A 25,845-nucleotide genomic window follows, 5' to 3' on the forward strand; every position below is an offset into this window, starting at 1 on the left:
GTCGAACGTACTGAACGGAGCGGGACGGATGACGCAAGGCTCAAAGCCAGTCGTGGAAGTAGCTGTCTCTCACCTTGTGCATCGGGAAATACCAGTTGTCGCGCATGAACAGCTTGTTCTCAAGGCTCTGATCCGGACTCTGCGAGGCGGCGAGGTCCGTGAACATCTGGTTGCGCAGCTTCGTGAAGCCGGAGCTCTCGGCCGCCGCGGTGGGGCCTGTCATCTTGATCGTGCTTCCGCGCACGTCGCTCAGGTACTGGGCGCGCAGGTCGTCGCTGGTTTTCAGCGAGCGAAACCTGCTATGGATGAGTGTCTTATACGACTTCAGTCCATTGCTGCGGGCGTGGCTGGCGATGATCGAGTTGCTGATGGGCGGCGGATCATCTCCGCGAATATTCGCTCGCCACCAGTCCGCACTTGTCCAGTCGTTTTCGCTCACGCCGTTGTGCCACACGGCATTCACGGCGGAAAACCGCGGATAAGACTGGTGGCAAATGATGTCGCCGAGCGGACTCACGCAACTGACGTCCGTATCCACATAAATGCCGCCGTACTGAAGAAGAATTTCGATGCGCAGGATGTCGCTGGCCGAACCGAAGTTGGCGCCGCGATTGACGAGTTCGCTGCGATAAATCGCTGCGTTCTTGCCCATCTTCAGGTCGCGCTGCACTTCGCGCAGCTTGATTCCGTTCGCCTCGCAAAAGTTGATGATGGAGTTGACCTGCTGCGCGCGCATACCTCGCAGAGTCTCGCCGCGCTGGTTCAGATAGTCTTCAAGATAGCTGATCGTGGCGGCATCGCCGCCGCTTTCGCCAAGGCTGCGCGCGACCTCTTGCCATTGCGCCGAAGAAACGCGCCCACCGCTTTGCGCGCTGACGTGTTCGCTGATCTGCCGGCGGCGTTCGCCGGTCAACAACTGGTTGGCGTCAATCCAGAGATTGACTTGCCAGTCGGGATTCATCCGCGGAAAGGTGACGATGCAATCGCGGTTCCGCTGCGGTATGTCGCCGCCGATCCAGATGATATGAATGACCTTTGGAATGGCTCTCAACTTTCTGAACTCCTCATATAGATCAGTTGACCGAAGACGCTATGCCAGCGCATCGGCAGGCGCACTGACAGCCGGCGCGCACGCGTCGAACGAATACGCGAAATCGCCTTGCTCCACGCTCACGCGAACCTGCCCGATAGCGCCGCCGTCGATCAACCGCGCAAGGAACTCGCGGCTGATTGCGGGCAGCATGGTGTTGGTCAGTATTGCGTCGATCATCCGGCCGCCGGATTCGCTCTCGGTGCAGCGCCCGACGATCAGGCGAACAACCTCGTCGCCATAGTCGAACGCCACGCGGTAGCGCTCCTCCACGCGACGCTTGATGCGGTTCATCTGCAGCGTGACGATTCGCGCCAGCATGTCAACGCTGAGCGGGAAGTACGGAATCGCGACGAGCCGGCCGAGCAGCGCGGGCGGAAACACGTCCAGTAACGGCTCGCGCAGCGCCTTTGCGAGCGCCTCGGCATCCGGCATGGCGGTCGGGCGGCTGCAAAGCTGTGCGATCCGCTCGGTGCCGACGTTCGTCGTCAGCAGAATCAGCGTGTTGCGGAAGTTGATCGAGCGGCCTTCGCCGTCTTCCATCACGCCCTTGTCGAAGACCTGGAAGAACAGTTCGTGCACGTCCGGATGCGCCTTCTCGATCTCGTCGAGCAGCACCACGGAATACGGCTTGCGACGCACCGCTTCTGTCAGCACGCCGCCCTCGCCGTAGCCGACATAGCCCGGCGGCGCGCCCTTGAGCGTGGACACCGTGTGCGCCTCCTGGAACTCGCTCATGTTGATCGTGATGAGGTTCTGCTCGCCGCCGTACAGCGCCTCGGCCAGTGCCAGCGCGGTCTCGGTCTTGCCGACGCCGGAGGTGCCCGCGAGCATGAACACGCCAACCGGACGATCGGGATTGTCGAGGCCCGCGCGCGAGGTTTGAATGCGCTTTGCGATTGCTTCCATCGCATGGTCCTGGCCGATCACGCGCTCGCCCAGCACGGTCGCTAGGTTCATCACGGTCTTCAGTTCGCTGCGCACCATTCGCCCGACGGGAATGCCGGTCCAATCCGAAACGACCGAGGCGACCGCCTGATAATCGACGCTCGGCAGGATCAACGGAGACTCGCCCTGGAGTCCGGCGAGCTCGGCTTGCAGCCGCTTGAGCTCCGCAAGCATGTCCGCCTGCGCGGAAGGGTCGGGCGCGGGCGCATCTGCGAACGCAGGCGCCGAGGCCGTGCGCGTTTGCGTGATCTGGTCGGCCTCGCTCTCTGCCGGCCGCGCGACATCTTCACTCGCTTTATCGACCGCGGCACTGCCGCCGCGCAGTTGCGCACGCAGCGTCAGAATCCGCTCCACCAGCGCTTTTTCTCCGGCCCATTCGGATTCGCGTTGTGAGCGGCGCGCGCGTGCTGTCTCGAGTGCAAGCGCGACGCGCGCCTCGCGCTCGTTCACGTCGATGCCCACGCTTTTTTCGCGCTCGATGATTTTTTGTTCGGTCTCCAACGCCTCGATCTGCTTGGACATGTCGTCGATTTCGGCAGGCGTCGCATGCTGGCTGATCGCCACCCGCGCACAAGCCGTGTCGAGCAGGCTCACCGACTTGTCCGGCAACTGGCGCGCAGGAATATAACGATGCGACAGCGCGACGGCCGCTTCGAGCGCCTCGTCGAGAATCTGCACCCGATGATGCTGCTCCATCGCGCTCGCGACACCGCGCATCATCAGAATGGCCTTTTCTTCATCGGGCTCGTCGACGGGCACCGTCTGGAACCGCCGCGTCAAAGCCGGGTCCTTTTCGATGTGCTTGCGATACTCGGCCCATGTCGTCGCGCCGATCGTGCGCAGCGTGCCTCGCGCAAGCGCCGGCTTGAGCAGATTCGCCGCGTCCGAGGTGCCGGCCGCGCCGCCCGCGCCGACCAGAGTGTGCGCCTCGTCGATAAAGAGAATCACTGGCCTCGGCGACGCCTGAACTTCGTCGATCACCTGCCGCAGCCGGTTCTCGAACTCGCCCTTCATGCTGGCGCCGGCCTGCAACAGTCCGACGTCGAGCGTGCGCACCACCACGTCCTTGAGCGCCGGCGGCACGTCGCCACGCGCGATCCGCAGCGCAAAGCCCTCGACAACGGCAGTCTTGCCGACGCCCGCCTCGCCCACCAGCATGGGGTTGTTCTGGCGGCGGCGCATGAGTATGTCGATGAGCTGGCGAATCTCGCCGTCGCGCCCGACCACGGAATCGAGCCGGCCCTCGCGCGCCTGCGCGCTCAGATCGACTGTGAATTGCTGCAACGCCTGCTGTCTGCCCATCTGCGCCGGCGCAATCGAGCCGCTGTTCTCGCCAGGCGCGGGCGCCGGCCACAAACGGAAACCGTCGGTCGCCTCGAGGCGGTCTTCCGGCGATCCCGCGGCGATCTCACCGAACGCATCCGCCAGCGCCTCCGCCTTCACTTTGGCGAATTCGGCGGACAACGCGTGCAGCGCGTTGCGCAAGTGGCGCGTGCGCAGCGCGCCGACGAGCAGATAGCCCGTGCGAACCTGAGCCTCGCCGAACATCAGCGTGGCGAAGACCCAGGCGCGCTCGACGGTTTCCTCCACGTCGGTGGAGAGATCGCTGATCGTCATATTACCGCGCGGCAGACGCTCGAGCGCCGCGGTCAGATCGCGAGCGAGATTCGACGGGTCCACGTCGAAGTGCCTGACGATACGGTGCAGGTCCGAGTCCTGCAATTGCAGGATCTGATGCACCCAATGCGCCATCTCGACGTACGGGTTGCCGCGCAGTTTGCAAAACACGGTGGCGCTTTCGATGCTCCGGTAGGCAAGCGAATTGAGCTTGCCGAACAGTGCGCCGCGACTGATCTCGGCCATGGTGGCGATCCTTTCAAATAGAGTGGCCGGCTTGATGCCGCCAGTTGGAAGTCAGACGCGAACGCGTCGGTGCAGTGCATTCGCGCGGTCTCAGTCGACCGGCGTCAGCACGACCTCATCCGCGTCCACGGGCTTGCGGTAATGGCCCATCCATGTGCTGAACCCCATGCGGCCCATCTGGCCGAGATGGGTCGCGGGCACCTCTTCTTTCTTGAGCACGATCTGCACATCCCAGCGTTTTTCACCGCCCACGTAGAGCTTTACCGCAGCCACCAGTTCGGCGAGCGCGTCGCCGCCCGGCAAAAACCGCTTGAACTCGCCAAGCGGCAGCGGGCCGATGCGCAAGCGAAAGCGTTGCTGCGCGCCCCGCACATGTGCGCCGAGCGTCGCGTCGCGACCCAATGACGCGACCGCAATGCCCATTCGCAGATGGGTGTCGCGCGGCAACTGCATCCAGTCCGTCATGAATTCAAGCACCGCCACCGGCACGCCGAAGTAGTGCGCAAGAAAGCCCCTGAGCCCCTCTGCATTTCGGGCCTGCGGGACCAGCCGGCCGGCGAAAAAACGCTTGTACTGATCCGGCAGCGCGTCGCGTGCCGCGAGTTGCGGCGCGGCCATTCCAATCAGAGCGCCGACATACGTGCGAAAGCGGTCTTCGTTGGGACGATCGAGCTGAACCGTGGGCTGCGCATCGGCCCACGCGCGGTAGAAAAGGCTCAGCATCCGGTGATGAAAGATGTCGGCAAACGCCACGAGTGACGTGTCTTTCGCGTTGCGCTGACGCTCGAGCGCATGCTCGGTCAGATGCAACGGCAACGGACCGTTCGGTCCGAACAGCCCGAAAAACAGCCCGTACAGCGTGCCTGGCGAGCCCGGCGCCCCGCGCTCGAAGCGCTCGATGCCGCGCGGCGCGAACTCGAGCGTCGCCGCATGCGCAAGCCGCATGGGATCGTCGGCAGGCTTGGTCGAATGTCCGAAGCGGGGATGGTCCGGGTACGCGCATTCGAGCCGGCGCATCGCCTCGAAAAACTCGAAGTCGAATGGCCGCTCGCTCAGCGCGGCCTCGAGCGCTAAAGGATCGGACGCTTGCCGGGTGTGGCGGACCATCGGGCTACCTCGTTACGTTCGAAGGTGCGCAAAACAGTCTCGGTGAACGAATTCAGCGAGACGTAGCGCGCGAAAAAGTGCTGAAGCACCGACGCGAGCAGAAACGCGCTGCTGCCCTCGAAGGCGGCGTCGCTACAGGTCAGTGTGATTTCAAGGCCGCGTCCGTACGTGATCGGTCCGGGCACGGGTATTCGCCGCGTGGCGGGCCTGGCGGCGACCCGCTTGATGCCCTCGATCTTCCGGCGTGCCGCCGCGTCGAACTCGTCGCGATAGAGGCCGAGCATTTCGCGCAATGCCGCGGCATTCTGCTCGCCGTCGCGATCGGCGTCGCCACTGTCGTCGAAGAGCGACAGGTAATTGAGCTGCAGGTGACTGATCAGCCGCCATGCGGTCTCGCCGGTCGCGGTCGGCGCGCGTGGCCGGGTCGGACCGGCGATGCAGCGAATCGATGTAACCGGTGCGTCGGTGTCCAGCGTGAAATCGGTGTACGACTTGCCGACCGGCATGTGCAATGGCAGATCGCGGTTGGTGCACAACACCCTCAAGCCGAGCTGACGCAGCGTGCTGGAGTACGGTGCGTCGTTCGCGTCGACGAGTGCAATAAACGTCTCGCTGCCCACATAGCTGGAGCGTGCGCCGTTCTGCAATTGCCTGCCCGAAAGAAGACGCGGCTCGCGGCGCAACGTATAGAAGGCCGACTGCGCGTCATGCCAGGTGCGCGACGTGCCGCCATAGAACGGCAAGAAGCTTTGCTGCGGTTCCTGGCTGTCGCCATAGCCCTGCACGTCGAGCACGCTGTGCACCTCGAAATCCATCGGCCGCGTGCGATCGCCTATCACGTGATACTCGGTCTTGCCCTGTTGCAGATGGATCCGGTCGGCGCGCTGCTCGAACAGGTTGACCGCCGGCGTGCAGAACAGCCTGAAGTTGCCGGCGTCGAGCGCGTGATGCAGCCTGGCCACAGCGCGACCGAGCCACACCACGATCTCGAACTCATTGCCCTGCGCCCGTGCGAGCGCGGAGCGCAGGCCCGTGAACTCGACAAAACGAAAGCGCTCCGGGCACGCGAAATATTCCTGCAGCAGTCGATAGCCGCTAAACGAACGGTCGCCGTATGGCAGCATCGCCTCGTGTTCGTCGAAGCCCGTCGCGCGCAGCGCCGCCGCGTCATGATGCTCGCTGACGATTTGGCCTTCCTGCGCGCCTCGCACGCGGACCGTATAGCCCGCCCCGTTTGCGAGCATCTGCTCGTAGATGACGTTGGGCAGTTCGTCCGCGCCCGCAAGGTGAACCGGCAGGCTGTCGAGCGCCAGCATGTTGGTCTGCGCGCCAGACAAGGTGGAGAAGCGCAGCCGCAACCCCGCGCGAACCTCCCGCCCCGGCGGCGGCACGAGACCGGCAGCGGCAAGCGCGGCCGGCGTGTCGAAGTAGCGCGCCTCGGCAAGTTCGAGCGGCCACAGCGTGACTTCGTGCGCGGTTCGATACTCGCACGCGGTGCGGTCGCCGAAACCCTTCAGGCTGCGCAGCACCGTGTGCCGCGCCACCGTGTGGCCGGCAACGGGCAGATCCTGGGTGCCGTCCGGATGCATCTGCACCACCGCCATCGACGGAATCGGCAGCAGATAGTGCGGATAAATCATTTCCAGCAAATGCTGGGTGAACACCGGGTACTGCGCATCGAGCTTCAATTGCACCCGCGCGGCGAGAAACGCAAAGCCTTCCAGCAGCCGCTCCACATAGGGATCGGCACATTCGAAGCCTTCCATGCCGAGGCGCCCCGCGATCTTCGGATAGGCGCTGGCGAATTCCGCGCCCATCTCGCGAACATGCTGCAGTTCGCGGTTGTAGTAACTGAGAAGACGTGGGTCCATGGTTGTCAGCCGAAATGTTGCGAGACCCGGAATTCACCAGTCTCGAGATCGACGTCGGTATGCAGATAGAGCGCAAGCGGCATCGGTTGCGCCCACATCTGCGACTCGATACGAAAACTCAGCGAGCGTGCGTTCATCACCGCGTCGTCGATGTTCACGGCCACTTGCACCGTTTCCGCAATCAGGCGCGGCTCGAAGTCGATGAGCGCTGTGCGGATACGCTCCTGCAACATGCCTGCGTCGATGCCGGACAACGGCGCACCCGCCAGGTCCGGGATACCGAAGTTCAGGACGGAGTTGGCGACGTGATCCAGCCCGGGAAGACCGTCGCTGTCCCACTGCCGCGTGCAGTTCAGGAGCGCGGCAATGTCACGTGTCACGTACTCGCGCAGGCGAGCCGCCGTGATGACCCGCTGCTCGCGGCTCTCGTCGGGCTCGCCGGGCGCCATGTCGGTGAGCCGGTCGAGCAACGAGGGCTGCAAGCGTTCCTGAGGGGTTAACTCCGCCATCCGTTCGGTATCCTTATCGTATGAAACACCTTACCGTCGTGCGACCATGTCAGGTTACTGCTTCGCGACCTGCTGGATGTCGAACGTGAAGTCCTTCGTGCCGCCGCTTGCCTTGCCTTCGTCGTCCTGGGGCTGGAACGAATACTTGAACTTGCCGAAGTGCAGTGTGATGTTTTCGGTCAGACGCTCGTCGCCACCGCTGCCACCGGTCGCGACCGACGTGATCAGCACGCCTTCGCTCAGTTCGATCGTAAGGAAGTCCGTTTGCTGACCGGTGGCATTGGTCACGTACAGATTGGCGGTTTCAAGTCGCGCGCCCGTGCAGCAGGCGTTGAGAATCGCGTTCGAGCAACTGTCGACGTACTTGGTGATGGTGATGTCCTGGATGTTCGCCTTGCCGCCCGACGCGTAGCCCGCGCCTGTGTGCAGGTTGCCGGTGTTGCTGACGCCCCACGACCACGCGATGATCGGCACCTCGTTCTTGTGCTTCGAATGATTGGACGCGCCCTGGATCGTGACCGAACCGGAGCCGAATTTCAGGTGCATATCGAATGCCATATTGACCTCTTCCCGTTGCTAATAAGTGTGCTCGCCAGTAAGGCGAACGTGGAGCCCGTAGCGTTGGCGCTGCGGACAGGTTCCTTGCATGCTGACGCGGTGCCGCACGCCTACGCGGCGAGTGCGGAGGGTAGGCGCGAGACGAGCCGTAGCGACACCGTCAGTCCTTCCAGCTGGTAATGCGGTTTCAGGAAGAACTTGGACGTGTAGTAGCCAGGGTTGCCTTCGACTTCCTCGACTACTACCTGTGCCGCGGCGAGCGGCTTGCGCGCCTTGGTTTCTTCGCTCGAGTTCACCGGATCGCCGTCGACGTAGTTCATCACCCAGTTCGACAACCAGCTCTCCATCTGCTCACGCGTGCTGAACGAACCGATCTTGTCGCGCACGATGCACTTCAGGTAGTGCGCGAAGCGGCAGCACGCAAACATGTACGGCAACCGCGCCGAGAGGTTCGAATTCGCGGTCGCCGACGGATCGTCGTACTCTTCCGGCTTTGCCACTGACTGCGCGCCGATGAACGCGGCAACGTCCGAGTTCTTGCGGTACACGAGCGGCATCAGACCCATCTTGTCGAGTTCCGCCGAGCGCCTGTCGGTGATCGCAATTTCAGTGGGACACTTTATGTCTACGCCGCCGTCATCGCTCGGGAAGGCGTGAACCGGCAGGTTCTCGACCGCGCCGCCCGACTCCACGCCGCGAATGCGCGTGCACCAGCCATACAGCTTGAACGAGCGATTGATGTTCACCGCCATCGAATATGCCGCGTTCTGCCATGTGTATTTCGACGAATCAGCGCCCTCCGTGTCTTCTTCGAAATCGAACTCCTCGACGGGGTCGGTCTTCGCGCCGTACGGCAGTCGCGCAAGCGTGCGGGGCATCGTCAGCGCCAGGTAACGCGCGTCGTCCATTTCGCGCAGCGAGCGCCAGCCGGCGTAGTCCGGCGTCGTGAAGATCATCGACAGGTCACGCGGGTTGGCAAGCTCGCTCCAGTTTTCCATGCCGAGCAGGCTCGAATCGGCGGCGGAGATAAACGGTGCGTGGGCCGCGGCGGCGATCTGCGAGATGCCGCGCAACATTTCGATATCCTGAGGGCTATGATCGAAGTAATAATCACCGATCAGGCAGCCGTACGGTTCGCCGCCGAGCTGACCATACTCCTCTTCGTAGATGCGCTTGAACACCGGGCTCTGGTCCCATGCAACGCCTTTAAAGCGCTTGAGGTTCTTCCCCAGTTCCTTCTTCGACACATTCAGCACGCGAATCTTGAGCATCGGATCGGTCTCCGAATTCGTGACCAGATGATGCAGGCCGCGCCATGCGCCCTCCAGTTTCTGGAATTGCTCGTGATGCATGATGCGATTCAACTGCTCGGTGATCTTGCGGTCGATCTCCGCGACATACGCATTGATGGTTTGCGTCACGTCGTCGGAGACGATGTTCGAATCTTGCAGCACCTGCTCGGCGAGCGTGCGCACGGCCGCCTCGACCTCTTCCCTCGCGCGCTCGTTCTTCGGGCGAAACTCCTTGTTCAGCAGCGCGGCGAAGTCGCTCGTGGGGCTCAGCGTGCCTTGGGCGGCCGCTTCCAACTGGTTCTGGCTTTCCATGATCGCCCTCACTCCTGTCCGGGTTCGGTGTCAGCAGGCTTTGGCGCGGCGCTTAGCGATTGCAGCAGCGCCGGGTCCTTCAGCGCCTCGGCAATGAGTTTCTCCGCACCGGCCTTGCCGTCGAGATAAGTACCGAGATTCGCCAGTTGCGTGCGTGCCTGGAGCAGGCGGGCGAGCGCATCGACCTTGCGCGCGACCGCGGCGGGCGAAAAGTCGTCCATGCTTTCGAACGTCATGTCGACTTCGAGATTGCCTTCGCCCGTCAATGTGTTGGGAACGTTGAAGCTCACTCGCGGCTTCATCGATTGCATGCGGCTGTCGAAGTTATCGACATCCACTTCCAACGCCTTGCGCTCTTCTATCGGCGGAAGATCGCCGCTGTTGGCGCCGGACAGATCCGACATCACGCCCATTACAAACGGTATCTGCACTTTCTTTTGCGCACCGTACAGCTCGACGTCATATTCGATCTGTACGCGCGGCGCACGATTTCGCGCAATGAATTTTTGACTGCTCTGTCTCGTTGCCATTCGCTCGTTCCTCTGGATGCATTCGGGTTCGGGGTTCGAAAGAGCCGGCGCGTTTGCGACCGGGCGGCTCGCCAGACGCGCCGTGCTGCGCCCGGCCATCGTCCACGCTCACACAACAGCGCAGAGTCGTGATCTATTCCATGGTTTTTTGAATCGATCCGCTTGAACTCTCGCCCATCGACACAGCCGCCTTCCGCACCAACAACATCTGGGCCGGCGTGAATATTCCATCGCTCCATTCATTGCGCGAAAAGATGCCAGCTAGTGCACGCCGGCACTAGGACTCAACATTCGTCACGACGTGCCGGAATAATTCCGGGCAGTCGGCTGTTCAGTGAACAACAGTGCTTATGGAACCGTGGCTTCAGTACACCGCACGCAATGACATTCTCCGAAGACCCCATACGCTCGTGCCCGATCGCAACGTTGCGCTTCTTACCCGTTTTCCTGCTTGCGCTCGCACCCTATGCCCATGCCGGCTGGACCATTGTGCAAACGGCCGCACCGGTGACCACGATCCACGAAAGCAGTGTGTATCGGGCTGGCTCGGGTCAACGGCTCGCGCAGGACGATATCGTCGAAACGCCGGCAAGCTCCAATGGAATCGTTCAGATGCAGGACGAGACGGGCAATGTGCTTGCGCTCGGAGGCGACACAAGCGTGTTGCTCGCGCGCGATGGCCGTGTCGCGTTACTGCGCGGCTGGCTGAAAGTGCAGCACGCCTGCACTGCGGCCCGTTGCGTGGTGCCGGTCGTGGATACGGAGCGCATGCGTGTGACGCCGGCCGAGCGCAGCGCGCTCGTGATTGCGGCGTCCACGCCGGCTTATGGCGACGCGTACGCCGTGTTTTGCGAAAGCGGGTCCGCAAAAATCGGCACACCAGGCAAGCCGCATGGAAAGCCGGCACAAATCGCAATATCCACCCATGAGTTCGCACGGCTTTCGAAAGCGAACGCCGGCATTGCCGTTTCGGCGCGTCTTGACCCTGCGTTCGTGGCCGCGATGCCGCTAGCGTTCCGCGACGCGTTGCGGCTCTTGCCGTTGCTGCCTGCGCCTGTTCCTGCTGCTCCCGCCGCTCCCGCCGCGCCGCGCACGGCAAGCGCATCGGCGCCCGACTCGCGCCCCGTGATTTATGCGGACGTGTCTGACTGGCTGCACAGCACGCTTGCGGTACGAACAGATCCTGGCACGCGCTTTACTCAACGCTTTGGCGCTCGCTTGTCAGACCCGGCCTTCCGCCGCGACATCCGGCAAAACCTGCGCGATCTGCCCGACTGGCGGCCGCTCCTGCAGCCGCCTATCAAGCCGCTGATGAAGCCGCTTGTGAACCCGCTTACCCCACGACAACCGGCACCTGCCAGGTGGTCCGGCACAGCCGCCCCTGCCTCTCCGTCTTCCGCATCCGTATGGGCTCGACCATGAAGCTATCACTCGCCATCAAGTTCAACCTCGTGTTCATCACCATCTTTGCGATTGGACTGAGCGCGGCGGGCATCGTCGCAGATCATGTGTTGCAGCAACAGTCGCTCGACGAAACCCGCCACGACGCCAATGTGCTCATGAGCGCCGCCGAGGCGATGCAGGACTACACCGCGAAGCACATCACGCCGTTACTCTCGACACAGATTCAGTATTCGTTCGTGCCTGAGTCGGTGCCCGCGTTTTCGGCCATCGAAATGCTCAACACACTGCAGGGCGCGTTCCCGAACTTCTCTTACCGTTCGACGATGCTCAACCCGACCAACCCACGCGACCGCCCTACCGATTGGGAATCCGAAGTGATTGCTCATCTGCACGACAAGCCCGCTTTGAAGGAGGTGACGGGCGAGCGGCGCACGCCGGGTGGCGAACAACTGCTTTTTCTGGCGCGTCCCAGCAGAATCACGGATGCGGCCTGCATGCAGTGTCACAGCACGCCGTCGGCGGCGCCACGCACTATGCTCGACAAGTACGGACCGGCGAACGGATTTGGCTGGACCATGAACGACGTGATCGGCGCAGAGTTCGTTTCGGTGCCGATGTCTGAATCGATCGCACGCGGCCGGGCACTGTGGCGCAGCTTCATGACGGCACTCAGCGTGGTGTTCGCGGTCGTGCTGGTGGTGCTGAACGTGATGGTGCACGTACTCGTCACGCGGCGCCTGCAGGCTCTCTCCCGTGCCGCGGACGAAGTAAGCCTCGGCAAACTCGGCGACGTCGAGTTGCCCACACGCGGCAGCGACGAGATTGCCTCGCTCGCGGTGTCGTTCGGACGGATGCGGACCAGTCTCGTAACGGCCTTCGAGATACTCGATGAAACCGGTGCGGCCGCAACCGTTCCGCACGGCTTGCAGCCATGAGCGCGATGAACGCAACGAGCGCAGCGCCGCGGCAGATCGGCCGTTATCTGGTTGACGGGGTGCTCGGACGCGGCGCGATGGGCACCGTCTACCTTGCCACCGACCCGCATATCCAGCGGCAAGTTGCGCTCAAGACAATCAACCCGGAGTTGCTGCGCGATTCGCCTGAAGCGGGCAGCGCAGCCGACGCGGAACTGCCCGCGCGCTTCATCAACGAAGCGCGTGCGGCCGGGCGCCTCGTGCATCCGCATATTGTCAGCGTGTTCGACTATGGAGAGGCCGACGGCGTCCCGTTCATTGCGCTCGAATATGTGCGAGGAGAAACGCTAGCCACTCGGCTTGCGAAAGAAGCCGTGCATGGCACGCGGTTGCCGCTCGCGCGCACGCTGACGTGGTTCGCGCAGTTGCTGGACGCGCTTGCATACGCACACGAGGCCGGCGTGATCCATCGCGACATCAAGCCGGCCAATCTGCTGATCGCACCGCGTGGCGAATGCAAGATCGCCGACTTCGGCATCGCACAACTGGACACGGGCCGTCTGACACAAATGGGCATGATGATCGGCACGCCTGCCTATATGTCGCCCGAGCAGTACACGGGCGCGCCTATCGACGCACGCAGTGATCTCTTTTCGGCAGGCATCGTGCTGTACGAGATGCTGACCGGCAAGTGCCCGTTTGCGGGCTCGTCGGCAGCTGTGATGCAGCAGGTGCTGAACAGCGTGCCGCCTGCGCCGTCGAGCGAAGCGCCCGGCCTTCCTGCGTCGCTCGATGCGATGGTGCAAAAGGCGCTCGGAAAGCAGCCCGAGGCACGCTACCTGTCCGCGCAAAGCTGGCGCGTCGAGCTGCTCAGTCTGCTGGATACGCTCGCGGCTAAACGCGATGCCGACGAGACGGTAGTGGCGACGCCCGGAAACCGCGGGGCGCTTTTACCGCCGCTTTTACCGCCGCTTCCACCGCCGCCCCCACGGGTCGCCACCGGCACTGCTGACGCGGTATCCGCCAGCTCCGTCATCTGGCCTGCAGAATTGCTGGCGCAGATCGAAGAGCGGCTTGCGAGCCACGTCGGGCCGGTCGCTTCTCTGCTCGTGCGGCGTGCGGCGGCACACGCAACGAATCCGCAAATGTTGGCGGCGCAGCTCGCGCGTCATCTTCCCGACGAAGAGACGCGTCATCACTTCGATACGCTGCTGCAACGGCATACTGGCGCGCCGCGAGCCGTGTCTTCGCGGCCGGAGAGCGAGAGTATTCAACCTCCGGCAGGTGGCACTTCCGCAAAGGCACGCGTGCCCGATGCCGCGCACATCGAAGCCGCCACACGGCAGCTAGCAACGCATATCGGGCCCGTGGCCCGTATCGTCGCGCAGCGCGCAGCGCTGGGCGCCGATACTGCAACCTTTCACAACCGGCTCGCCGATGCACTTCCCGCCACCGTCGATAGAACCGCGTTTCTCCGTGCGCTGAGCGAGCGGCTTCCTGACGCTTAGGAACACTGAATGGGCGCTGAAGGGGTGCCATTGCATCGGCGTAAGCGTTCGCGTTGACGCTCGCATGCAAACGGCTAGCCGGCGAGAATCCGCTTATGCCGGCTCGCCTTGAGGAGAACGATTGTCGAGCGTATTCACCAGTACCAGCAGCAGATGATTCACAGGCGTAGGAATTCCTAGCGCAGCGCCACGACGCGCGATATGTCCGTTGAGATGTTCGATTTCACTACGCCTGCCCCGCGACAGGTCTTGCGCCGTCGACGAATACTGGCCCGCTGGAATGGTCTCCATGATGGTTCGCACGGTCTGATCGGCATCGCTCGAAATGCCGACACCGTCAGCACGGCCAACCGCAATGCATTCCGCGACGATATCGCGCATCGCTATTTCGACGCCATGTCCGCCGCGGCGGCGCAATTCGCCAAATGGCAATTGCGTTAGAGCAGACATCGCGTTGTACGCGCAATTAAGAATCAGTTTCCCCCACAGCGCACCGCGAACATTTGTGGACAGCTCAGTCCCGATTCCGGCGCTGTTCAATATCTGTGCGATATGCTGGCTCCCACTGAATGTCTTTTCTATGATCAGCTCGCCGCTACCGTGATGCCGTACGTGGCCGGCACCGGCCATCTCGCACGCAACATAGACTGCCGCCGAAGAGACTTGCTGCGGTATCACGCTCCGTACGCGCTCGGCGTTGTCCACGCCGTTCTGTAACGTCAGCACGAAAGCGCTGCTTTCCAGATATGGCCGCATCGCAAGCGCGGCCTCCTCCGTGTCGGATGATTTGACGCAAAAGAGAACGAGCTCGGCATTCGCCACGCCCTTCGCATCGGTGCTGGCCGATACAGGAACATACTCGTCGAACTGTGCGCTTTCGAAACGCAGGCCACGCTGCTCAATGGCCGACACGTGCTCCAGCCGGCCGATCAGCGTGACCGCGTGCCCGGCGCGGGCGAGCATGCCGCCGTAAAAGCAACCCACTGCACCCGCGCCCATGACTGCTACTTTCATTCAATCCTCGAATGGCATGTTCAACCACATTAATGGAGCGTCGCGCGTGCTTGCCGCGCTGCTTCCTGCAAAACACCCGTTATTCGCCGCTTATTCCACTGACTACGCGCATGCGTTGATGCCGGCCGGGCGAACAGCTCTGCGAAAACCACTGTTCTCTTCATTGCGCATTGCCACAAGCGCCGAGCGCGTCCATCATGCGAACGAGATCGGCGACCGAGCGGCACGCCATTTTGCGCATGGCCTGGCCGCGGTGAATCTTCGCCGTGATCTCCGCAATTCCCATGGAAGCTGCGATCTGCTTGTTCATCATGCCGGCCACTACGTGTTGCATCACTTCCTGCTCGCGCGGCGTCAGGGTTGCCCAGCGGGCGCGCAGTTCATCCAGCGCGCTATTGCGCGCGAGACGCGCCCTGTCCCAGTTCAGCGCGGCAATGACTGCGTCGATCATGTCCTGATCGCGAAAGGGCTTTGACAGAAAATCCAGCGCTCCGGCTTTCATCGCCTTCACTGTCATTGCAATGTCACCGTGCCCCGTCATAAAGATAATGGGCATGTGCGGCTTGCCTGTCTTCGCAAGCAAAGTCTGAAATGCAAGGCCGCTCTGTTCAGGCAGTTGTACATCGAGCACGAGACAGGACGGCCCGGCGCTGCGCGGTGCCGCGATGAACGCCTCGATCGAGGCGAACGCATGAACTTTCAGGTTCACCGAACGCAGCAGGCTCGCGAGCGCCTGCCGAATCAGCTCTTCGCCATCGACGATGTAAACCGTCCCGTCCTCCTCGTCCGTTATTGATGGAGCCGTCAACAAGGTCATCAAGTCAGGCATTGCCGCGTCGAAACTTGTCAGTTGCGAGCCGCATTGCGGCCCAAGGTGGCTAATCGGGAACATTCCAACGCATGGAAGCATCCTTGTCATCGGAACGCGCAGCGATTATTATGGACCAAACGATCAACAACTCACAACCGTCCCACTGAACGGGGACTTCAACCAGCAGCCACTCCGGGGGTTACCATGACAATCGACTTTTCAAACTTGAATGCATCGGCAAGCAGCGTGTCGTCGAACGCAAATGCGGCGCAGTCCACGTCAGGCAATCGGGCCAAGCCGTCGTTCCAGGAGCTTCTGGCAGAGCTCACCGACTATGTGAACGGCACGCCCGGCGAGCGCATGGAGAAAATGATTCTCGCCAAGCTCGGCGTCACGGAAGAAGAGCTGAAGAAAATGCCTCCCGAAGAACGGGAGAAGATTCTGGCAAAGGTTCGTGAATTGCTGAAAAAGGAAATGGAAGCACAGCGCGAGATCGAGCAGCAAAAAGCTTCCGGCGTGCAGGTCAATTTATCGGTTTGACCGGGCCGCGAGGCGCATGCAAGCAGATTGGAACGCGCGTCGATACCGGCATACGTACGGCGGCGCTACCAGCGCGCCGCCGTCGTCGGAATTACGAATGGGCATAGATCGGACCCAGACCGATGATGTTCTGCTGCGTGTCAGGCGTTTGAGTTACCGAAGCACGCGCGCCCGCGGCTGAACTGCCTTTTGCAACGCCACCGTAAGCGGCGGCGGACGAGCCGTTCTGTGCGTCGATCCGCATCTGGGCGGCTTCAATGTTGTTCGGGTATTGCGCGTTGTCGCTGGCCGGGTTATAGCCCGCCTTCTGCAACTGAACCAGTTCCGCGCGCACGTCGGCACGCGTCAACGGGTGATTCGACTGGGCGAACGAAAGGGCCGGAACGGCAACGAGCGCGGCAACGACGAGCGATTGAACGAGTTTCATGAGTCTTCTCCAGAAAAAAGCAGTGATATTCAGAGGTCGAGGAGTTCAGGTGCAACACCTGGCGCTCGAAGCATGCGTGCCATGGTGTGGTCTGAGCCGAACGCAGTGTTGCCAATCAACCTTGCGTGTCGATATTTGAACTCGCCGACGTATCTGGAATGTGTTCGTCCCCCCTCGTCATGCAAGCCAGTTTATCCGGACGCGGAGTGGATACACTGCGATACAAATCCGCGCCCGCGCCACACCGCCTCATTCGACGGACTCGGTCCTCAATGCGCCAAACGGCGCGCCGAGAGGACGCACGCGCATTCCGGGGTCGAGCCGCTGCCACGGCAGATCGGCGGGATCGGCCGCCATCGGGCCGGGCGACTTTGCAACCAGAATGGCGTGAGCAATTGGCTGAAAATCCGCGCGAAAATGCACCGAACTCTTGTTGACGAGTATCTTCATTCGTTCCGGTTCGATGCCCGCCACGCGAAACAGGTTGCGATCGAAGACCTGCATCTTGACGGTGCTCACGGCTATCCGCACCCCTTCGATCCGCAGGCACGCAGTCGGCCCTAGCTCGCCGCGCATGCCGTTGAGCATCGGGCCATCGAAGCAGAACACACCGTCCGACAGGTGCTCCACTTCGAACTCGCCTGCGAGCGGCGAGTCGCCGGGCACGCCGGAGCGCCCGCCGAGCTCTATCGCGATGCGCGCTCCCACGCCCGCGCGATGTGCGGCGGCGGCGGCCTGTGCGTCCCAGATCACGCCTACAGCGGCTTCGCTCGCGCCATTGCGCAGCAGCGCGCGCACGAGACCCATTGTGTTCGAGTCGCCGCCCACCCCTGGATTGTCTTGCGTGTCGGCGATAATGACGGGCTTGTCGGCCGCGGCACTCAGGCGAATTGCCTCCTGCGTGGCTTCGTCCGGCGTGAGGAAGGGCACGTCCCAGCGCGATTCGTCGCCGACGATCTTCGCCAGCAATGCGTCCGCGGCTCGCTCCGCTGCGTCTTCGTCGAACGAATACGCCCACACGGTGGGACCGCATTCGGGGAAATCCGCCGCTGGAAAACCCGGCGCGAATGAGGCGGACACCACCGGGCGTGTCTCGATGTTCGCAAGCAAGCCGTAGGTTTCGCTCGCCGGCTCCACCAGCGTGCACATGCCATTGACCGGGATGAGGAAGGGTACGCGGCGTAGCGCGCCGTGCAAGGGGCGCCGCTCCCACATGAGATCTTCGAGAATGCGCGCGGCCCGCTCGCCGGTTTCCGCCATATCGACGTGCGGATACGTCCGGTACGCGACCAGCGCGCTGGCATGCGCGAACATTCGTGAGGTGACGTTGGCATGGAGGTCGAGCGAGACGACCACCGGCATGCTGTCTCCCACGATCCGGCGCACGCGCTCGAGCAGTTCGCCCTCGCCGTCGTCGTACTGCTCCGTCACCATCGCGCCGTGAAGGTCCAGATAAATTGCGTCGAAGCCGCCGCGCTCGACAGCCGCGATGATTTCGCCGCCAATACGCTCGAACGCGTCGTTCGTGACATGGGCGGACGCGCTCGCACCCGCCCAGATTACCGGTTGCAGCTCGCGGCCATTGGCCTCCATCGTCTTGATAAATCCGCCGATCGGCACGTTGACGTCACGCAGCCCGAGCACGTCGGCCCCGCGAACGAGCGGCGGAAAGCCTTCGCCCTGAAGGAAACTTGAATATGAGGCCCGCGTCGGCGCAAATGTATTGGTTTCATGCTGGAAACCGGCAATCAGGATTTTCATGTGTTTGACCCTTTCTTGAACCACACCGCAACGCGGCGCCAAATACTTCGGATACCTACTCTTTATGTCGATTCGCTGTGTGATGAATGCGTGCAGTTGCGCAGCCAGTTTGCGGTGCGGATGTCGCCTCGTTGCTCACCGGAACTGTCTTATGCCTTGATCCGATAGTGGCAGGGCGAAGCACTACTAGCAAGAGCAACTAAGTTCACATACCGTTGCCCTGTGAGCAACGCTTGTAGGCTGGCGCTAATTGCGCATGCACTCTTCGAGAACGCCTCGGCTAGCGTGCTGGTCAAAGCTAATCGGCGCACATGCCGTGCGCCGCTTAAACTTCCCGAATGCGCCGCGCAAATGGGCTGCACAAAAAGGCTGCATAGACGAACTGCGCAAGCGGCTTCCGGAACACTTCACCAGGTGTTGCCCCGCCTCACCCCCAGCAAGGTGCGCGGCCTAAGTCTTAAGGGCACAATGCTTGGGGTCGCAAGACGAGTGGCTAATAGATCGCTTCCCGGAACATTACGCGGGGCTGACAATATGGATGGAGCGGTCCACAATCACGGAATGCAATCAGGGTGGATATATGGTGAGACCTCGTGAGTTCGATAGGGACGAAGCGTTGGATCGTGCAATGCGGGTGTTCTGGTCGAAAGGCTATGCCGGGACGTCCACGGAAGATTTGCTCGCCGCCATGGAAATTGGCCGGCAGAGCCTTTACAACGCATTTGGCGACAAACGCAAGCTGTATCTGGAAGCGCTCGAGCGTTACCAGGAGCAGAGCATTGCAGGCCACATCGCGCGTCTCTCGCGAGGGCCGTCCGCTTTGGCGGGCATAAAGGCCCTGTTGCTCGGCACAATTGCCGCAAGCGCCGAAGAACGCGAGCGCGGCTGCATGGGTGTGAACAGCGCGGCGGAATTCGGCACCGCGGACGCCGATGTCACGGCTATCCGCGTTGCAGGCGCCAAGCGGCTCCGGGAATCGCTACTCGCCCGCGTCCGCGAGGCGCAGAGCAACGGCGAAATCGATGCAAGCATGGATGCCGACGAAGTCGCGCTCTTTGTCGGAGCCACCATGCAAAGCCTGCAGTTGAGTGCCCGCGCGGGCATGACGCCGGCCGCGCTCCGGCGCCTCGCGCGGTTCGCTGTCGAGCGGCTGGCGGTGGGCGCGTGATGCGCGCTCGGGTTGCTTCGTGTTTGCAGCGCACTGGCGTTTGCGCCCGGTGTGCGCTGATCCGCGCAATTGCACAAGTGGCTCGTGGACCAGTGATCCAAGGGGCGGTCGCCCGCGGTGATTTGCATCGCGCGTTCAGCTTTTATCATCCCGTACCGCTTGCCCCGATGGAATAGATAGCCCGCTGCGGGTGTTTAGCTTGATGTTGCATAGTCTGCGCCCTCCCGCATCGTTCCATGGAAACACACCAGCCATCGCAGCCGGCCGCATGCTGCACGCATGAATCGAAACGCAGTGCGGCGGTGCCGCGATCAGCGGTGCGAAACTACATCGCATGCCTGCGCGAGCTGGCTGCGCGTGTGCTGCCGGACAGCGGCCGCAAAGTATCCGGCGATGGACGGGTTCGATGACCGCAGCAGATCTGTCCGCCCTCCTCCCGTCGATGCTTCCGCGTCTGTGGACATTCGCGCTGCGCATTTCGGGCGACCGGCACGACGCCGAAGACCTGGTGCAGCGCGCCTGCGTGCGGGCACTCGAACGCGCGCATCAACTTCAGCCGGAAACCGCGCCGCTCAGCTGGATGTTTTCAATCGTGCAGTCCACATGGATCAACGAACTGCGTGCGCGCAGCGTGCGCAGTCGTTCGGGCATGGACTGGGACGATGAATTTCTCGAAACGGTCGCCGACCCGGCCGCGCGCACGCCTGAACAACACGCGATGGACGGACAGATCGTACAGGCCGTGCAGCGGCTACCCGACGCACAACGCGTAGTCATGCTGCTGGTAGCGGTCGAGGGCCTCAGCTATCAGGAGGCGGCGCAAACCCTCGGCGTGCCGATCGGGACCATCATGAGCCGCCTGTCGCGGGCCCGTCAGACCATTGGGGCCCTGTTCAGCGAAAAACAAAAAAGCGCGGCCAGCGCGAGTAGTGGCAAAGGCCAGGGGGCTTGAATATGGACGACATCCTGCTCATGGCGTACGTCGACGGCAATCTGCAGCCGCGCGAGCGCAAGGAAGTCGAACGCACAATTGGCGTCTCGGCGGACGTCGCCGAGCGCGTCGCGTTGCTCAGGGCGTCGGCGTTGCCGTATAGGCGCGCGTTCCAGCGTCAGCAACTGCCACCGGTTCCGGAAAGCCTTGCGCACAACGTTGCGCAACTGATAGACGCGTACGCGGCAGCTTCTGCCACGAGGACCGCGGGCAGGAAGGATCCAGCCGCGGCATGGGCTTCGCGCGCGAGCGGCCGCATTCCGTGGTCCTCGTCTGGGCGCGCGCGCCCTTGGGCTTCGGCTTGCGCGAGAGGTCTCGAGTACGCCCGTCCGTTGCGCGCGCGCATTCGCGCCGCGGCTCCGTGGGCCGCGCTCGCATTCGTGGCTGGTGCGTTTTGTTGCGCCACAGTGCTGCGCTTGACCGAGGGTAGTGCCTCCGCGGTTATCGCGCAGACGCTTTCACCGCAGGCTATGCCGGCGGGCCTGTCGCCGTGGGTCATCGCAGCAGTCAATTATCAGCGGCTCTACGCGCGCGAAACGGTTGCATCCGACTTGCCCATTGCCAGCCTTCCGCAAATCGTCGAAGACATTCGCCGCGACGACGGATTGTCGATTCGTGTGCCCGACCTGCGTTCGCTGGGATTCACGTTGAAACGCGTGCAACGTCTGCGCTTTAACAACAAGGCGCTGGTGCAGATGGTCTACCTGCCGGAAAAAGGCTCACCGGTTTCTCTTTGCGTGATCACAGATGACAAGCCTGATGCGACGCTCGCGCAGCAGCATGTGGACACAATGCAGGTAGTAACGTGGAGACAGGCGAAGCAGAGCTATGCGCTGATCGGCACCTCCGGCGACAGCGACCTCGGAGCAATCGGCAAATACATTGCTGGAAGCGGGAGCGGCGATCTTCTCAGCCAGCTTCTCTCAGCGCATCGGTTAACCAGAAGCGAGTCATGATGTTCGACACTGTCGATGCCGTGCGGTGCCGTGCGGTGCCTGCCACTCGCGGCGTGTCACAGCGCATTCCCGCTTTGAACAGGCAATGCACGGCCATCAAGCAGTCATGCAGATCACGCAATCACGAGCGGCAGCGTGATCCGCACTTCGAGACCGCCTGTACGACGGTTCTGCAACTGGAGCTCGCCACGCATGGCCGTTGTGAGGCGCCGCGCGATTGCGAGTGCAAGGCCCGAGCCAGGCACGCGTTCGGCCGCTTTCGGCGCCCGATACCAAGGCGCGAGTCCCGCCTCCATCTCCGAAGCGTCGATGCGTCGGCCCGAATACGACACCGCAAACATCGCGTGTCGTGCTTCTGCCTTCAGGCTCAGGCGTACGTCGCTGCCATGGTGCAAAGCGTTGTCGATGAGATTGGCCAGCACGCGCCGCAGCGCATGCGGACAGCTGACAACGGGCTGTCCGATATGACCGTCGAGCGCGACGTAGCGGCCTGCGTCGCGGTAGTCGCTGAGCAGCTGGCCGAGCAGGCCGTCTGCATCCACGCAGCGTAGCTGTTCTGCGGCGCTGTACTGCATGCGCGTGCATGCAAGCCCTGCCGCAACCAGTTCGTTCATTGCGCGCAGATCGTGATTGATTGCCTCGCGCTCGGCGGCATCGTATAGGGACTCGCAACGAATGCCCAGACGTGCAAGCGGTGTGCGCAGATCGTTCAGAAAGGCGGCCTGTACGTCCAGCAATTCCGCCAGCCGCTCAGCATGGCGGTGCTCGATGCGGTTTATCGCCCGCATCAACCGCGCGCTGGCACCGGAGGCAATGTCAGGCAGCGCTGCCTTGATCCCTTTGGCATCCTGACGTTCCAGCTCGGTCGCGAGCCGCACGAGGCTTGCGCGCTGTTCGAACGCCTGCAACGCGATGACGGCGGCAAGCAACACGAGACACACGCAAATGGAAGCGGCGCTCAGGAGCATCGCGTTGCCTCTCAGATGACCCGGCAAATGCGCGAGCAAGTTGTCGCGACTCGCGCGGTGCACCTCGACGAGCAGCGCGCAGACCGCGGTTGACAGCAGGATGGCGTAGCGCCAGCGCGCGGAGAAAAGGCGCAGACCCAGAAAGGACGATCGCGCGTAATCCGTTTCGGCGCGGCGATTTACAACGGCTGCTTCATCGGCAGACTCACGTGGCACAGTGGCGTGTGCGGTCATCGTCGTTCTCCTGTTGCCGTCAGCTGGAGCCCGCATGGATGTTTGAACTGTCCACCCATGCGCTTCAATGTGTCTGTGTTTCGATTGCTTTGGTATTGCCGGCCGTTGGCCGAGCTTCGACTTTCTGGTCGCGCGCAACCGGCAAGGTGTCGATAGCAACATGCCAGATGCGGCCCGGCTCCCTGGCCGGTTGCATGGGTTCCAAGCTTACCTTCCGTTTAGCGGCGCGCAATCATATGTACGTATAAGCGAAGTAGCACGCGCGATTGAACGTACGTGCCATTCAGGCGCTACGCGAAGGTCTATGGCTGCCGATGCGTGCGTGACGCGTAACCGCCGGGGGCGGACAGCGCGCCTGGCAAGCAACGGTTTCGGGGGGCGGGGAATGTGCCGTCAGAGCATGCGGTGGGTTGGCATCGCTTCGGCGGAGCGGGCATTGTCATCACAGATGCCCTAGGTGACGCGGAGTGCGAGTTGTCGACGCGGGCGGCCCGGTTCGACGCAAGCTGACCGTGTTCGGGCATGCATGCCGCCGCACGCTTAGCGGTTCAAAAAGACGCGGCGGTAGCGCCTTCTATTGGCAAGTCTGTGCAATGTTCGATTGCTTCGGCGAGAATCACCTGATCGCGATTGCCGGGAACCCGAACCTGACGTGCACGCGGGCGGAACACGCGGTCACCGCGCCTGATTGCGCGTCCCGTCAGCGCGCAGACACAACTGACGCGCGCGAAACCGCTGCACCATATCTGCTCGGCGTACCGCCCCGTGCACGAGTCGCTCCAGGAGACGCTAATGGTTGCGGACGACAACCACTCCACTACCGCAATCCGGGCCGGCCGGCTCGCGCGATGATGGCTTGCGTCGGTCATCGCCGAACGTGTACCTACGCCGCACCGCTGGAGCGGCGTGTAACTCTTTCGCGCGCAGGCGGCGAGTTGTTCCGCGGACGGATCGAGGACGTTTAGCAATGCGCGAACCACGATGTTCTCGTCGGATAGCACTCTCATCGACTGATCTCCAGAAGCCGTGTGTTCGTGATTTGAAAAGCAAGGCGGTGTGTGGAAAAACACGGCGGGCGTCAACCCGCCATGTCGGCTGTCGCTCAACCTCCGCCTTGCTCGCGCAGCGTGAGTTTGCTGCTCACCGACGTGACACCGTGCACCTGCTTCGCTGCCGCGACGGCAACGCCTTCCTGGTCTTCGCTGGAGATCTGCCCCGCCAGCGTTACCTGACCAGTCCTGGCATTGCCGAAGACCGTGATCGTAGTCTGGTCCAGGCCTTTGGTTTTTTGCAGTGACTTCTGTACCGTCCGCGAAAATGCGCGGTTTGCTGCGCGCACGGCCTTTTTGCTCGGCGCGGCCGGCGTTGTGGTGCTCACCGTTGCGTCGGGCGCGGCGTTCGCCGATTCCGCAGCAAATGCCGGTACGTACGCAAAGGCCGATACAACGGCGGCAAGGCTGCCGCCGATCACCAGTTGTCGAAGGTTCATCGTTGAGTCCTTTTAAAGTAGGGGGAACCTGAAAAACGCACTGAACTGCATTCATCCGCGTTAGAGCGCTGCGAATCCGAATGCTTTAATTAGAACTGCGCAATGTATCGGCGGTGTTTCGGCCACGTATCGAAATGTATCTGGCCGGCACCTACGCCGCGACGAGCGGCAACGTGACGCGCGCTTCGAGTCCGCCCGCGCGGCGGTTTTCCAGTTGCAGATCGCCGCCCATGGCCGCCACGAGACGACGCGCGATGGCGAGCCCGAGGCCCGAGCCCGGCGCGCGCCCGGCAGTCTCCGCCGCGCGATACCAAGGAGCGAACACGGCGTCCATTTGAGCGGGTGCGATGCCCGGCCCGGAGTCCACGACGGCGAGCACGAGACACCGTGCCTCCACGCGCACGCATACGCGCGCGTCGCCGCCATAACGCAACGCGTTGTCGATCAGGTTCATCATGACGCGGCGTAGTGCATGCGGGCTGGTGACGACCGGACGGCCGACACACCCGTCCAGTTGCACATGACGGCCGGCGTCGCGGTAATCGCCGATCAGGGTGCGGAGCATCCCATCAACGTCGACGCGTCGCGAGGGCTCTTCGGCACTGCATTGCATCTTTGCGCACGACAGGCTCGCCTCGACGAGGTCGGCCATTTCGGCGAGATCGCGCTGCAGCGCCTCGCGCAGCGGAGCGTCTTCCAGCAGTTCGCAGCGCATGTTCATGCGCGTCAACGGCGTGCGCTGATCGTGCGCGTACGCAGCAAGTATCTGCAGAAGTTCGGCCTGGCGTCCGACGCGGTGACGCAACGAGCCGTTGATCGCGCGGGCAAGGCGTGCAACGTCGGCAGGACCGTTCTCGCTCAGCACTGGCTCCTCGCCGTGAGTGCCGCCCTGTTCGATTGCAGCGGCGAGTTGCTTCAGGTGGCTCGCGAGTTCGACCGCCTTGAGCGCCGTCACCACCGCAACGGTGGATGCCAGCGCTACAAGCAGCATCAGCGGGAACCCGACATTGACGAGGACCGGCCACGGAGCCACCTCGAACACATACGCGCAATAAATGCCTATGCTGGCCAACAGCGTGCAGACCACCCAGGTCGACACCGGGAAGCTCTGCAGCAACTGACCAGTGGATGCGCGGACCGGTTCTGCACGGTTGAGCAACGTGTCTCGTGTATCCAGCGCATGCGCGATCATCTTTTTTCTCCTGTACCTGCCGTTGCGATTAGAAGTTGATGCGCGAATCATAGGTGGTTTGTACCCTTTTAGAAGGTACAGTTGGGAACTACAGACAAGCAACTGTACCCATACCACTTCCCGCGTGTTGCAATGCATGAGCGCGTGAATGGAACAGCGGCTTGCAACTGTCCGCCTTCGGAGACGACAACTTTTCTGTTCCGGGGAATCGCAAGGCGGCCCGGGCGCCAGTCTCCGAAATATGCTGGAGTGCCTTGTCCCATGGACGTTTGCGCGCGTGGGCTTTCGTGCAGACATGCGCGTTGACCGTCGCAAATCGCGCACTGCGGGCCGTCATGTCCGGCCAGCGGCGGCAGCCTGTGGTCGTGCGAGGGGTGCTTGGGGAGCG

The 25,845-nt window shown here is 62.6% G+C and carries 23 protein-coding genes; 7 read left to right on the forward strand and 16 right to left on the reverse strand.

Annotated features, from left to right (window positions below; translation table 11 throughout):
• Window positions 1-40: 40 nt before the first annotated feature.
• The 8 genes from JNB89_RS02765 to tssB form a co-directional block, all read right to left on the reverse strand.
• Entirely contained in the window at window positions 41-1,051 is a 1,011-nt protein-coding gene (locus JNB89_RS02765) for a TcdA/TcdB catalytic glycosyltransferase domain-containing protein (protein WP_220361154.1), read from the reverse strand.
• 39 nt (window positions 1,052-1,090) lie between these two features.
• On the reverse strand, window positions 1,091-3,901 hold the full coding sequence (tssH, locus tag JNB89_RS02770; protein ID WP_220361155.1) for a type VI secretion system ATPase TssH: 2,811 nt from the start codon (window positions 3,899-3,901) through the stop codon (window positions 1,091-1,093).
• 90 nt (window positions 3,902-3,991) lie between these two features.
• On the reverse strand, window positions 3,992-5,008 hold the full coding sequence (gene tssG / locus JNB89_RS02775) for a type VI secretion system baseplate subunit TssG (protein WP_220361156.1): 1,017 nt from the start codon (window positions 5,006-5,008) through the stop codon (window positions 3,992-3,994).
• On the reverse strand, window positions 4,972-6,879 hold the full coding sequence (gene tssF / locus JNB89_RS02780) for a type VI secretion system baseplate subunit TssF (protein ID WP_220361157.1): 1,908 nt from the start codon (window positions 6,877-6,879) through the stop codon (window positions 4,972-4,974). Before tssF ends, tssG begins: the two co-directional genes overlap by 37 nt.
• A gap of 5 nt (window positions 6,880-6,884) precedes the next feature.
• Window positions 6,885-7,388: a type VI secretion system baseplate subunit TssE gene (gene tssE / locus JNB89_RS02785; protein ID WP_220361158.1), complete on the reverse strand. Its 504-nt coding sequence runs from the start codon at window positions 7,386-7,388 to the stop codon at window positions 6,885-6,887.
• Window positions 7,389-7,442: 54 nt separating this feature from the next.
• Window positions 7,443-7,946 (reverse strand): Hcp family type VI secretion system effector, encoded by a 504-nt coding sequence (locus JNB89_RS02790; RefSeq protein ID WP_013341669.1) that lies wholly within the window; start codon window positions 7,944-7,946, stop codon window positions 7,443-7,445.
• Between the two features lie 110 nt (window positions 7,947-8,056).
• Window positions 8,057-9,550, reverse strand: coding sequence for a type VI secretion system contractile sheath large subunit (tssC, locus tag JNB89_RS02795; RefSeq protein WP_013341670.1), 1,494 nt, complete (start codon window positions 9,548-9,550; stop codon window positions 8,057-8,059).
• 8 nt (window positions 9,551-9,558) lie between these two features.
• Window positions 9,559-10,080, reverse strand: coding sequence for a type VI secretion system contractile sheath small subunit (tssB, locus tag JNB89_RS02800; RefSeq protein WP_013341671.1), 522 nt, complete (start codon window positions 10,078-10,080; stop codon window positions 9,559-9,561).
• A gap of 381 nt (window positions 10,081-10,461) precedes the next feature.
• Between tssB and JNB89_RS02805 the strand changes: the two genes are divergently transcribed.
• The 3 genes from JNB89_RS02805 to JNB89_RS02815 are packed head-to-tail and all read left to right on the forward strand — an operon-like array spanning window position 10,462 to window position 13,906.
• Window positions 10,462-11,502, forward strand: coding sequence for a hypothetical protein (locus JNB89_RS02805; RefSeq protein ID WP_220361159.1), 1,041 nt, complete (start codon window positions 10,462-10,464; stop codon window positions 11,500-11,502).
• Window positions 11,499-12,419: a c-type heme family protein gene (locus JNB89_RS02810; protein ID WP_220361160.1), complete on the forward strand. Its 921-nt coding sequence runs from the start codon at window positions 11,499-11,501 to the stop codon at window positions 12,417-12,419. The genes JNB89_RS02805 and JNB89_RS02810 overlap by 4 nt, the downstream gene beginning before the upstream one ends.
• Entirely contained in the window at window positions 12,416-13,906 is a 1,491-nt protein-coding gene (locus JNB89_RS02815) for a serine/threonine-protein kinase (RefSeq protein ID WP_220361161.1), read from the forward strand. The genes JNB89_RS02810 and JNB89_RS02815 overlap by 4 nt, the downstream gene beginning before the upstream one ends.
• Window positions 13,907-13,999: 93 nt before the next feature.
• Here JNB89_RS02815 and JNB89_RS02820 read toward each other — a convergent pair whose 3' ends face one another.
• Both JNB89_RS02820 and JNB89_RS02825 read right to left on the reverse strand, forming a co-directional pair.
• A complete protein-coding gene (locus JNB89_RS02820) occupies window positions 14,000-14,920 on the reverse strand; it encodes a ketopantoate reductase family protein (RefSeq protein ID WP_220361162.1) in 921 nt (306 codons plus the stop codon).
• A gap of 160 nt (window positions 14,921-15,080) precedes the next feature.
• Window positions 15,081-15,749 carry a response regulator transcription factor gene (locus JNB89_RS02825; RefSeq protein ID WP_431026574.1) on the reverse strand — a complete coding sequence of 223 codons (669 nt, stop codon included), beginning with the start codon at window positions 15,747-15,749 and terminating at the stop codon, window positions 15,081-15,083.
• A 186-nt stretch (window positions 15,750-15,935) separates the two neighbouring features.
• Here JNB89_RS02825 and JNB89_RS02830 point away from each other — a divergent pair, with 186 nt between their 5' ends.
• Window positions 15,936-16,271, forward strand: coding sequence for a hypothetical protein (locus tag JNB89_RS02830; protein WP_220361163.1), 336 nt, complete (start codon window positions 15,936-15,938; stop codon window positions 16,269-16,271).
• Between the two features lie 91 nt (window positions 16,272-16,362).
• Here JNB89_RS02830 and JNB89_RS02835 read toward each other — a convergent pair whose 3' ends face one another.
• Together JNB89_RS02835 and JNB89_RS02840 are read right to left on the reverse strand one after the other, a co-directional pair.
• Window positions 16,363-16,698, reverse strand: a complete 336-nt coding sequence (locus JNB89_RS02835; RefSeq protein ID WP_220361164.1) for a DUF4148 domain-containing protein — start codon at window positions 16,696-16,698, stop codon at window positions 16,363-16,365.
• Window positions 16,699-16,947: 249 nt separating this feature from the next.
• A complete protein-coding gene (locus JNB89_RS02840) occupies window positions 16,948-18,459 on the reverse strand; it encodes a M81 family metallopeptidase (protein WP_220361165.1) in 1,512 nt (503 codons plus the stop codon).
• A 580-nt stretch (window positions 18,460-19,039) separates the two neighbouring features.
• Between JNB89_RS02840 and JNB89_RS02845 the strand changes: the two genes are divergently transcribed.
• The 3 genes from JNB89_RS02845 (at window position 19,040) to JNB89_RS02855 (ending at window position 21,574) form a co-directional block, all read left to right on the forward strand.
• Window positions 19,040-19,627 (forward strand): TetR/AcrR family transcriptional regulator, encoded by a 588-nt coding sequence (locus JNB89_RS02845; RefSeq protein ID WP_220361166.1) that lies wholly within the window; start codon window positions 19,040-19,042, stop codon window positions 19,625-19,627.
• A gap of 406 nt (window positions 19,628-20,033) precedes the next feature.
• Window positions 20,034-20,579 (forward strand): RNA polymerase sigma factor, encoded by a 546-nt coding sequence (locus JNB89_RS02850; RefSeq protein WP_220361167.1) that lies wholly within the window; start codon window positions 20,034-20,036, stop codon window positions 20,577-20,579.
• 2 nt (window positions 20,580-20,581) lie between these two features.
• Complete coding sequence (locus JNB89_RS02855; RefSeq protein WP_220361168.1) at window positions 20,582-21,574, forward strand: anti-sigma factor family protein; 993 nt, start codon at window positions 20,582-20,584, stop codon at window positions 21,572-21,574.
• Window positions 21,575-21,687: 113 nt separating this feature from the next.
• Here the strand turns inward: JNB89_RS02855 and JNB89_RS02860 are convergent, their stop codons facing one another.
• The 4 genes from JNB89_RS02860 to JNB89_RS02875 form a co-directional block, all read right to left on the reverse strand.
• Window positions 21,688-22,776, reverse strand: a complete 1,089-nt coding sequence (locus JNB89_RS02860; RefSeq protein WP_220361169.1) for a sensor histidine kinase — start codon at window positions 22,774-22,776, stop codon at window positions 21,688-21,690.
• A gap of 548 nt (window positions 22,777-23,324) precedes the next feature.
• Window positions 23,325-23,783 (reverse strand): DUF3331 domain-containing protein, encoded by a 459-nt coding sequence (locus JNB89_RS02865; protein WP_135891651.1) that lies wholly within the window; start codon window positions 23,781-23,783, stop codon window positions 23,325-23,327.
• A 95-nt stretch (window positions 23,784-23,878) separates the two neighbouring features.
• Entirely contained in the window at window positions 23,879-24,265 is a 387-nt protein-coding gene (locus JNB89_RS02870; protein ID WP_220361170.1) for a BON domain-containing protein, read from the reverse strand.
• A 151-nt stretch (window positions 24,266-24,416) separates the two neighbouring features.
• Window positions 24,417-25,457 (reverse strand): sensor histidine kinase, encoded by a 1,041-nt coding sequence (locus JNB89_RS02875; RefSeq protein WP_220361171.1) that lies wholly within the window; start codon window positions 25,455-25,457, stop codon window positions 24,417-24,419.
• Window positions 25,458-25,845 lie beyond the last annotated feature (388 nt).

Origin of the sequence: Paraburkholderia phenoliruptrix (assembly GCF_019511605.1) — a bacterium.
GTDB lineage: Bacteria > Pseudomonadota > Gammaproteobacteria > Burkholderiales > Burkholderiaceae > Paraburkholderia > Paraburkholderia phenoliruptrix_A.

Coding starts and splice junctions, on each gene's coding strand:
- tssH (WP_220361155.1), bottom strand. CDS start 3,901: ATGGCCGAGATCAGTCGCGGCGCACTGTTCGGCAAGCTCAATTCGCTT.
- tssG (WP_220361156.1), bottom strand. CDS start 5,008: ATGGTCCGCCACACCCGGCAAGCGTCCGATCCTTTAGCGCTCGAGGCC.
- tssF (WP_220361157.1), bottom strand. CDS start 6,879: ATGGACCCACGTCTTCTCAGTTACTACAACCGCGAACTGCAGCATGTT.
- tssE (WP_220361158.1), bottom strand. CDS start 7,388: ATGGCGGAGTTAACCCCTCAGGAACGCTTGCAGCCCTCGTTGCTCGAC.
- JNB89_RS02790 (WP_013341669.1), bottom strand. CDS start 7,946: ATGGCATTCGATATGCACCTGAAATTCGGCTCCGGTTCGGTCACGATC.
- tssC (WP_013341670.1), bottom strand. CDS start 9,550: ATGGAAAGCCAGAACCAGTTGGAAGCGGCCGCCCAAGGCACGCTGAGC.
- tssB (WP_013341671.1), bottom strand. CDS start 10,080: ATGGCAACGAGACAGAGCAGTCAAAAATTCATTGCGCGAAATCGTGCG.
- JNB89_RS02805 (WP_220361159.1), top strand. CDS start 10,462: ATGACATTCTCCGAAGACCCCATACGCTCGTGCCCGATCGCAACGTTG.
- JNB89_RS02810 (WP_220361160.1), top strand. CDS start 11,499: ATGAAGCTATCACTCGCCATCAAGTTCAACCTCGTGTTCATCACCATC.
- JNB89_RS02815 (WP_220361161.1), top strand. CDS start 12,416: ATGAGCGCGATGAACGCAACGAGCGCAGCGCCGCGGCAGATCGGCCGT.
- JNB89_RS02820 (WP_220361162.1), bottom strand. CDS start 14,920: ATGAAAGTAGCAGTCATGGGCGCGGGTGCAGTGGGTTGCTTTTACGGC.
- JNB89_RS02825 (WP_431026574.1), bottom strand. CDS start 15,749: ATGCCTGACTTGATGACCTTGTTGACGGCTCCATCAATAACGGACGAG.
- JNB89_RS02830 (WP_220361163.1), top strand. CDS start 15,936: ATGACAATCGACTTTTCAAACTTGAATGCATCGGCAAGCAGCGTGTCG.
- JNB89_RS02835 (WP_220361164.1), bottom strand. CDS start 16,698: ATGAAACTCGTTCAATCGCTCGTCGTTGCCGCGCTCGTTGCCGTTCCG.
- JNB89_RS02840 (WP_220361165.1), bottom strand. CDS start 18,459: ATGAAAATCCTGATTGCCGGTTTCCAGCATGAAACCAATACATTTGCG.
- JNB89_RS02845 (WP_220361166.1), top strand. CDS start 19,040: ATGGTGAGACCTCGTGAGTTCGATAGGGACGAAGCGTTGGATCGTGCA.
- JNB89_RS02850 (WP_220361167.1), top strand. CDS start 20,034: ATGACCGCAGCAGATCTGTCCGCCCTCCTCCCGTCGATGCTTCCGCGT.
- JNB89_RS02855 (WP_220361168.1), top strand. CDS start 20,582: ATGGACGACATCCTGCTCATGGCGTACGTCGACGGCAATCTGCAGCCG.
- JNB89_RS02860 (WP_220361169.1), bottom strand. CDS start 22,776: ATGACCGCACACGCCACTGTGCCACGTGAGTCTGCCGATGAAGCAGCC.
- JNB89_RS02865 (WP_135891651.1), bottom strand. CDS start 23,783: ATGAGAGTGCTATCCGACGAGAACATCGTGGTTCGCGCATTGCTAAAC.
- JNB89_RS02870 (WP_220361170.1), bottom strand. CDS start 24,265: ATGAACCTTCGACAACTGGTGATCGGCGGCAGCCTTGCCGCCGTTGTA.
- JNB89_RS02875 (WP_220361171.1), bottom strand. CDS start 25,457: ATGATCGCGCATGCGCTGGATACACGAGACACGTTGCTCAACCGTGCA.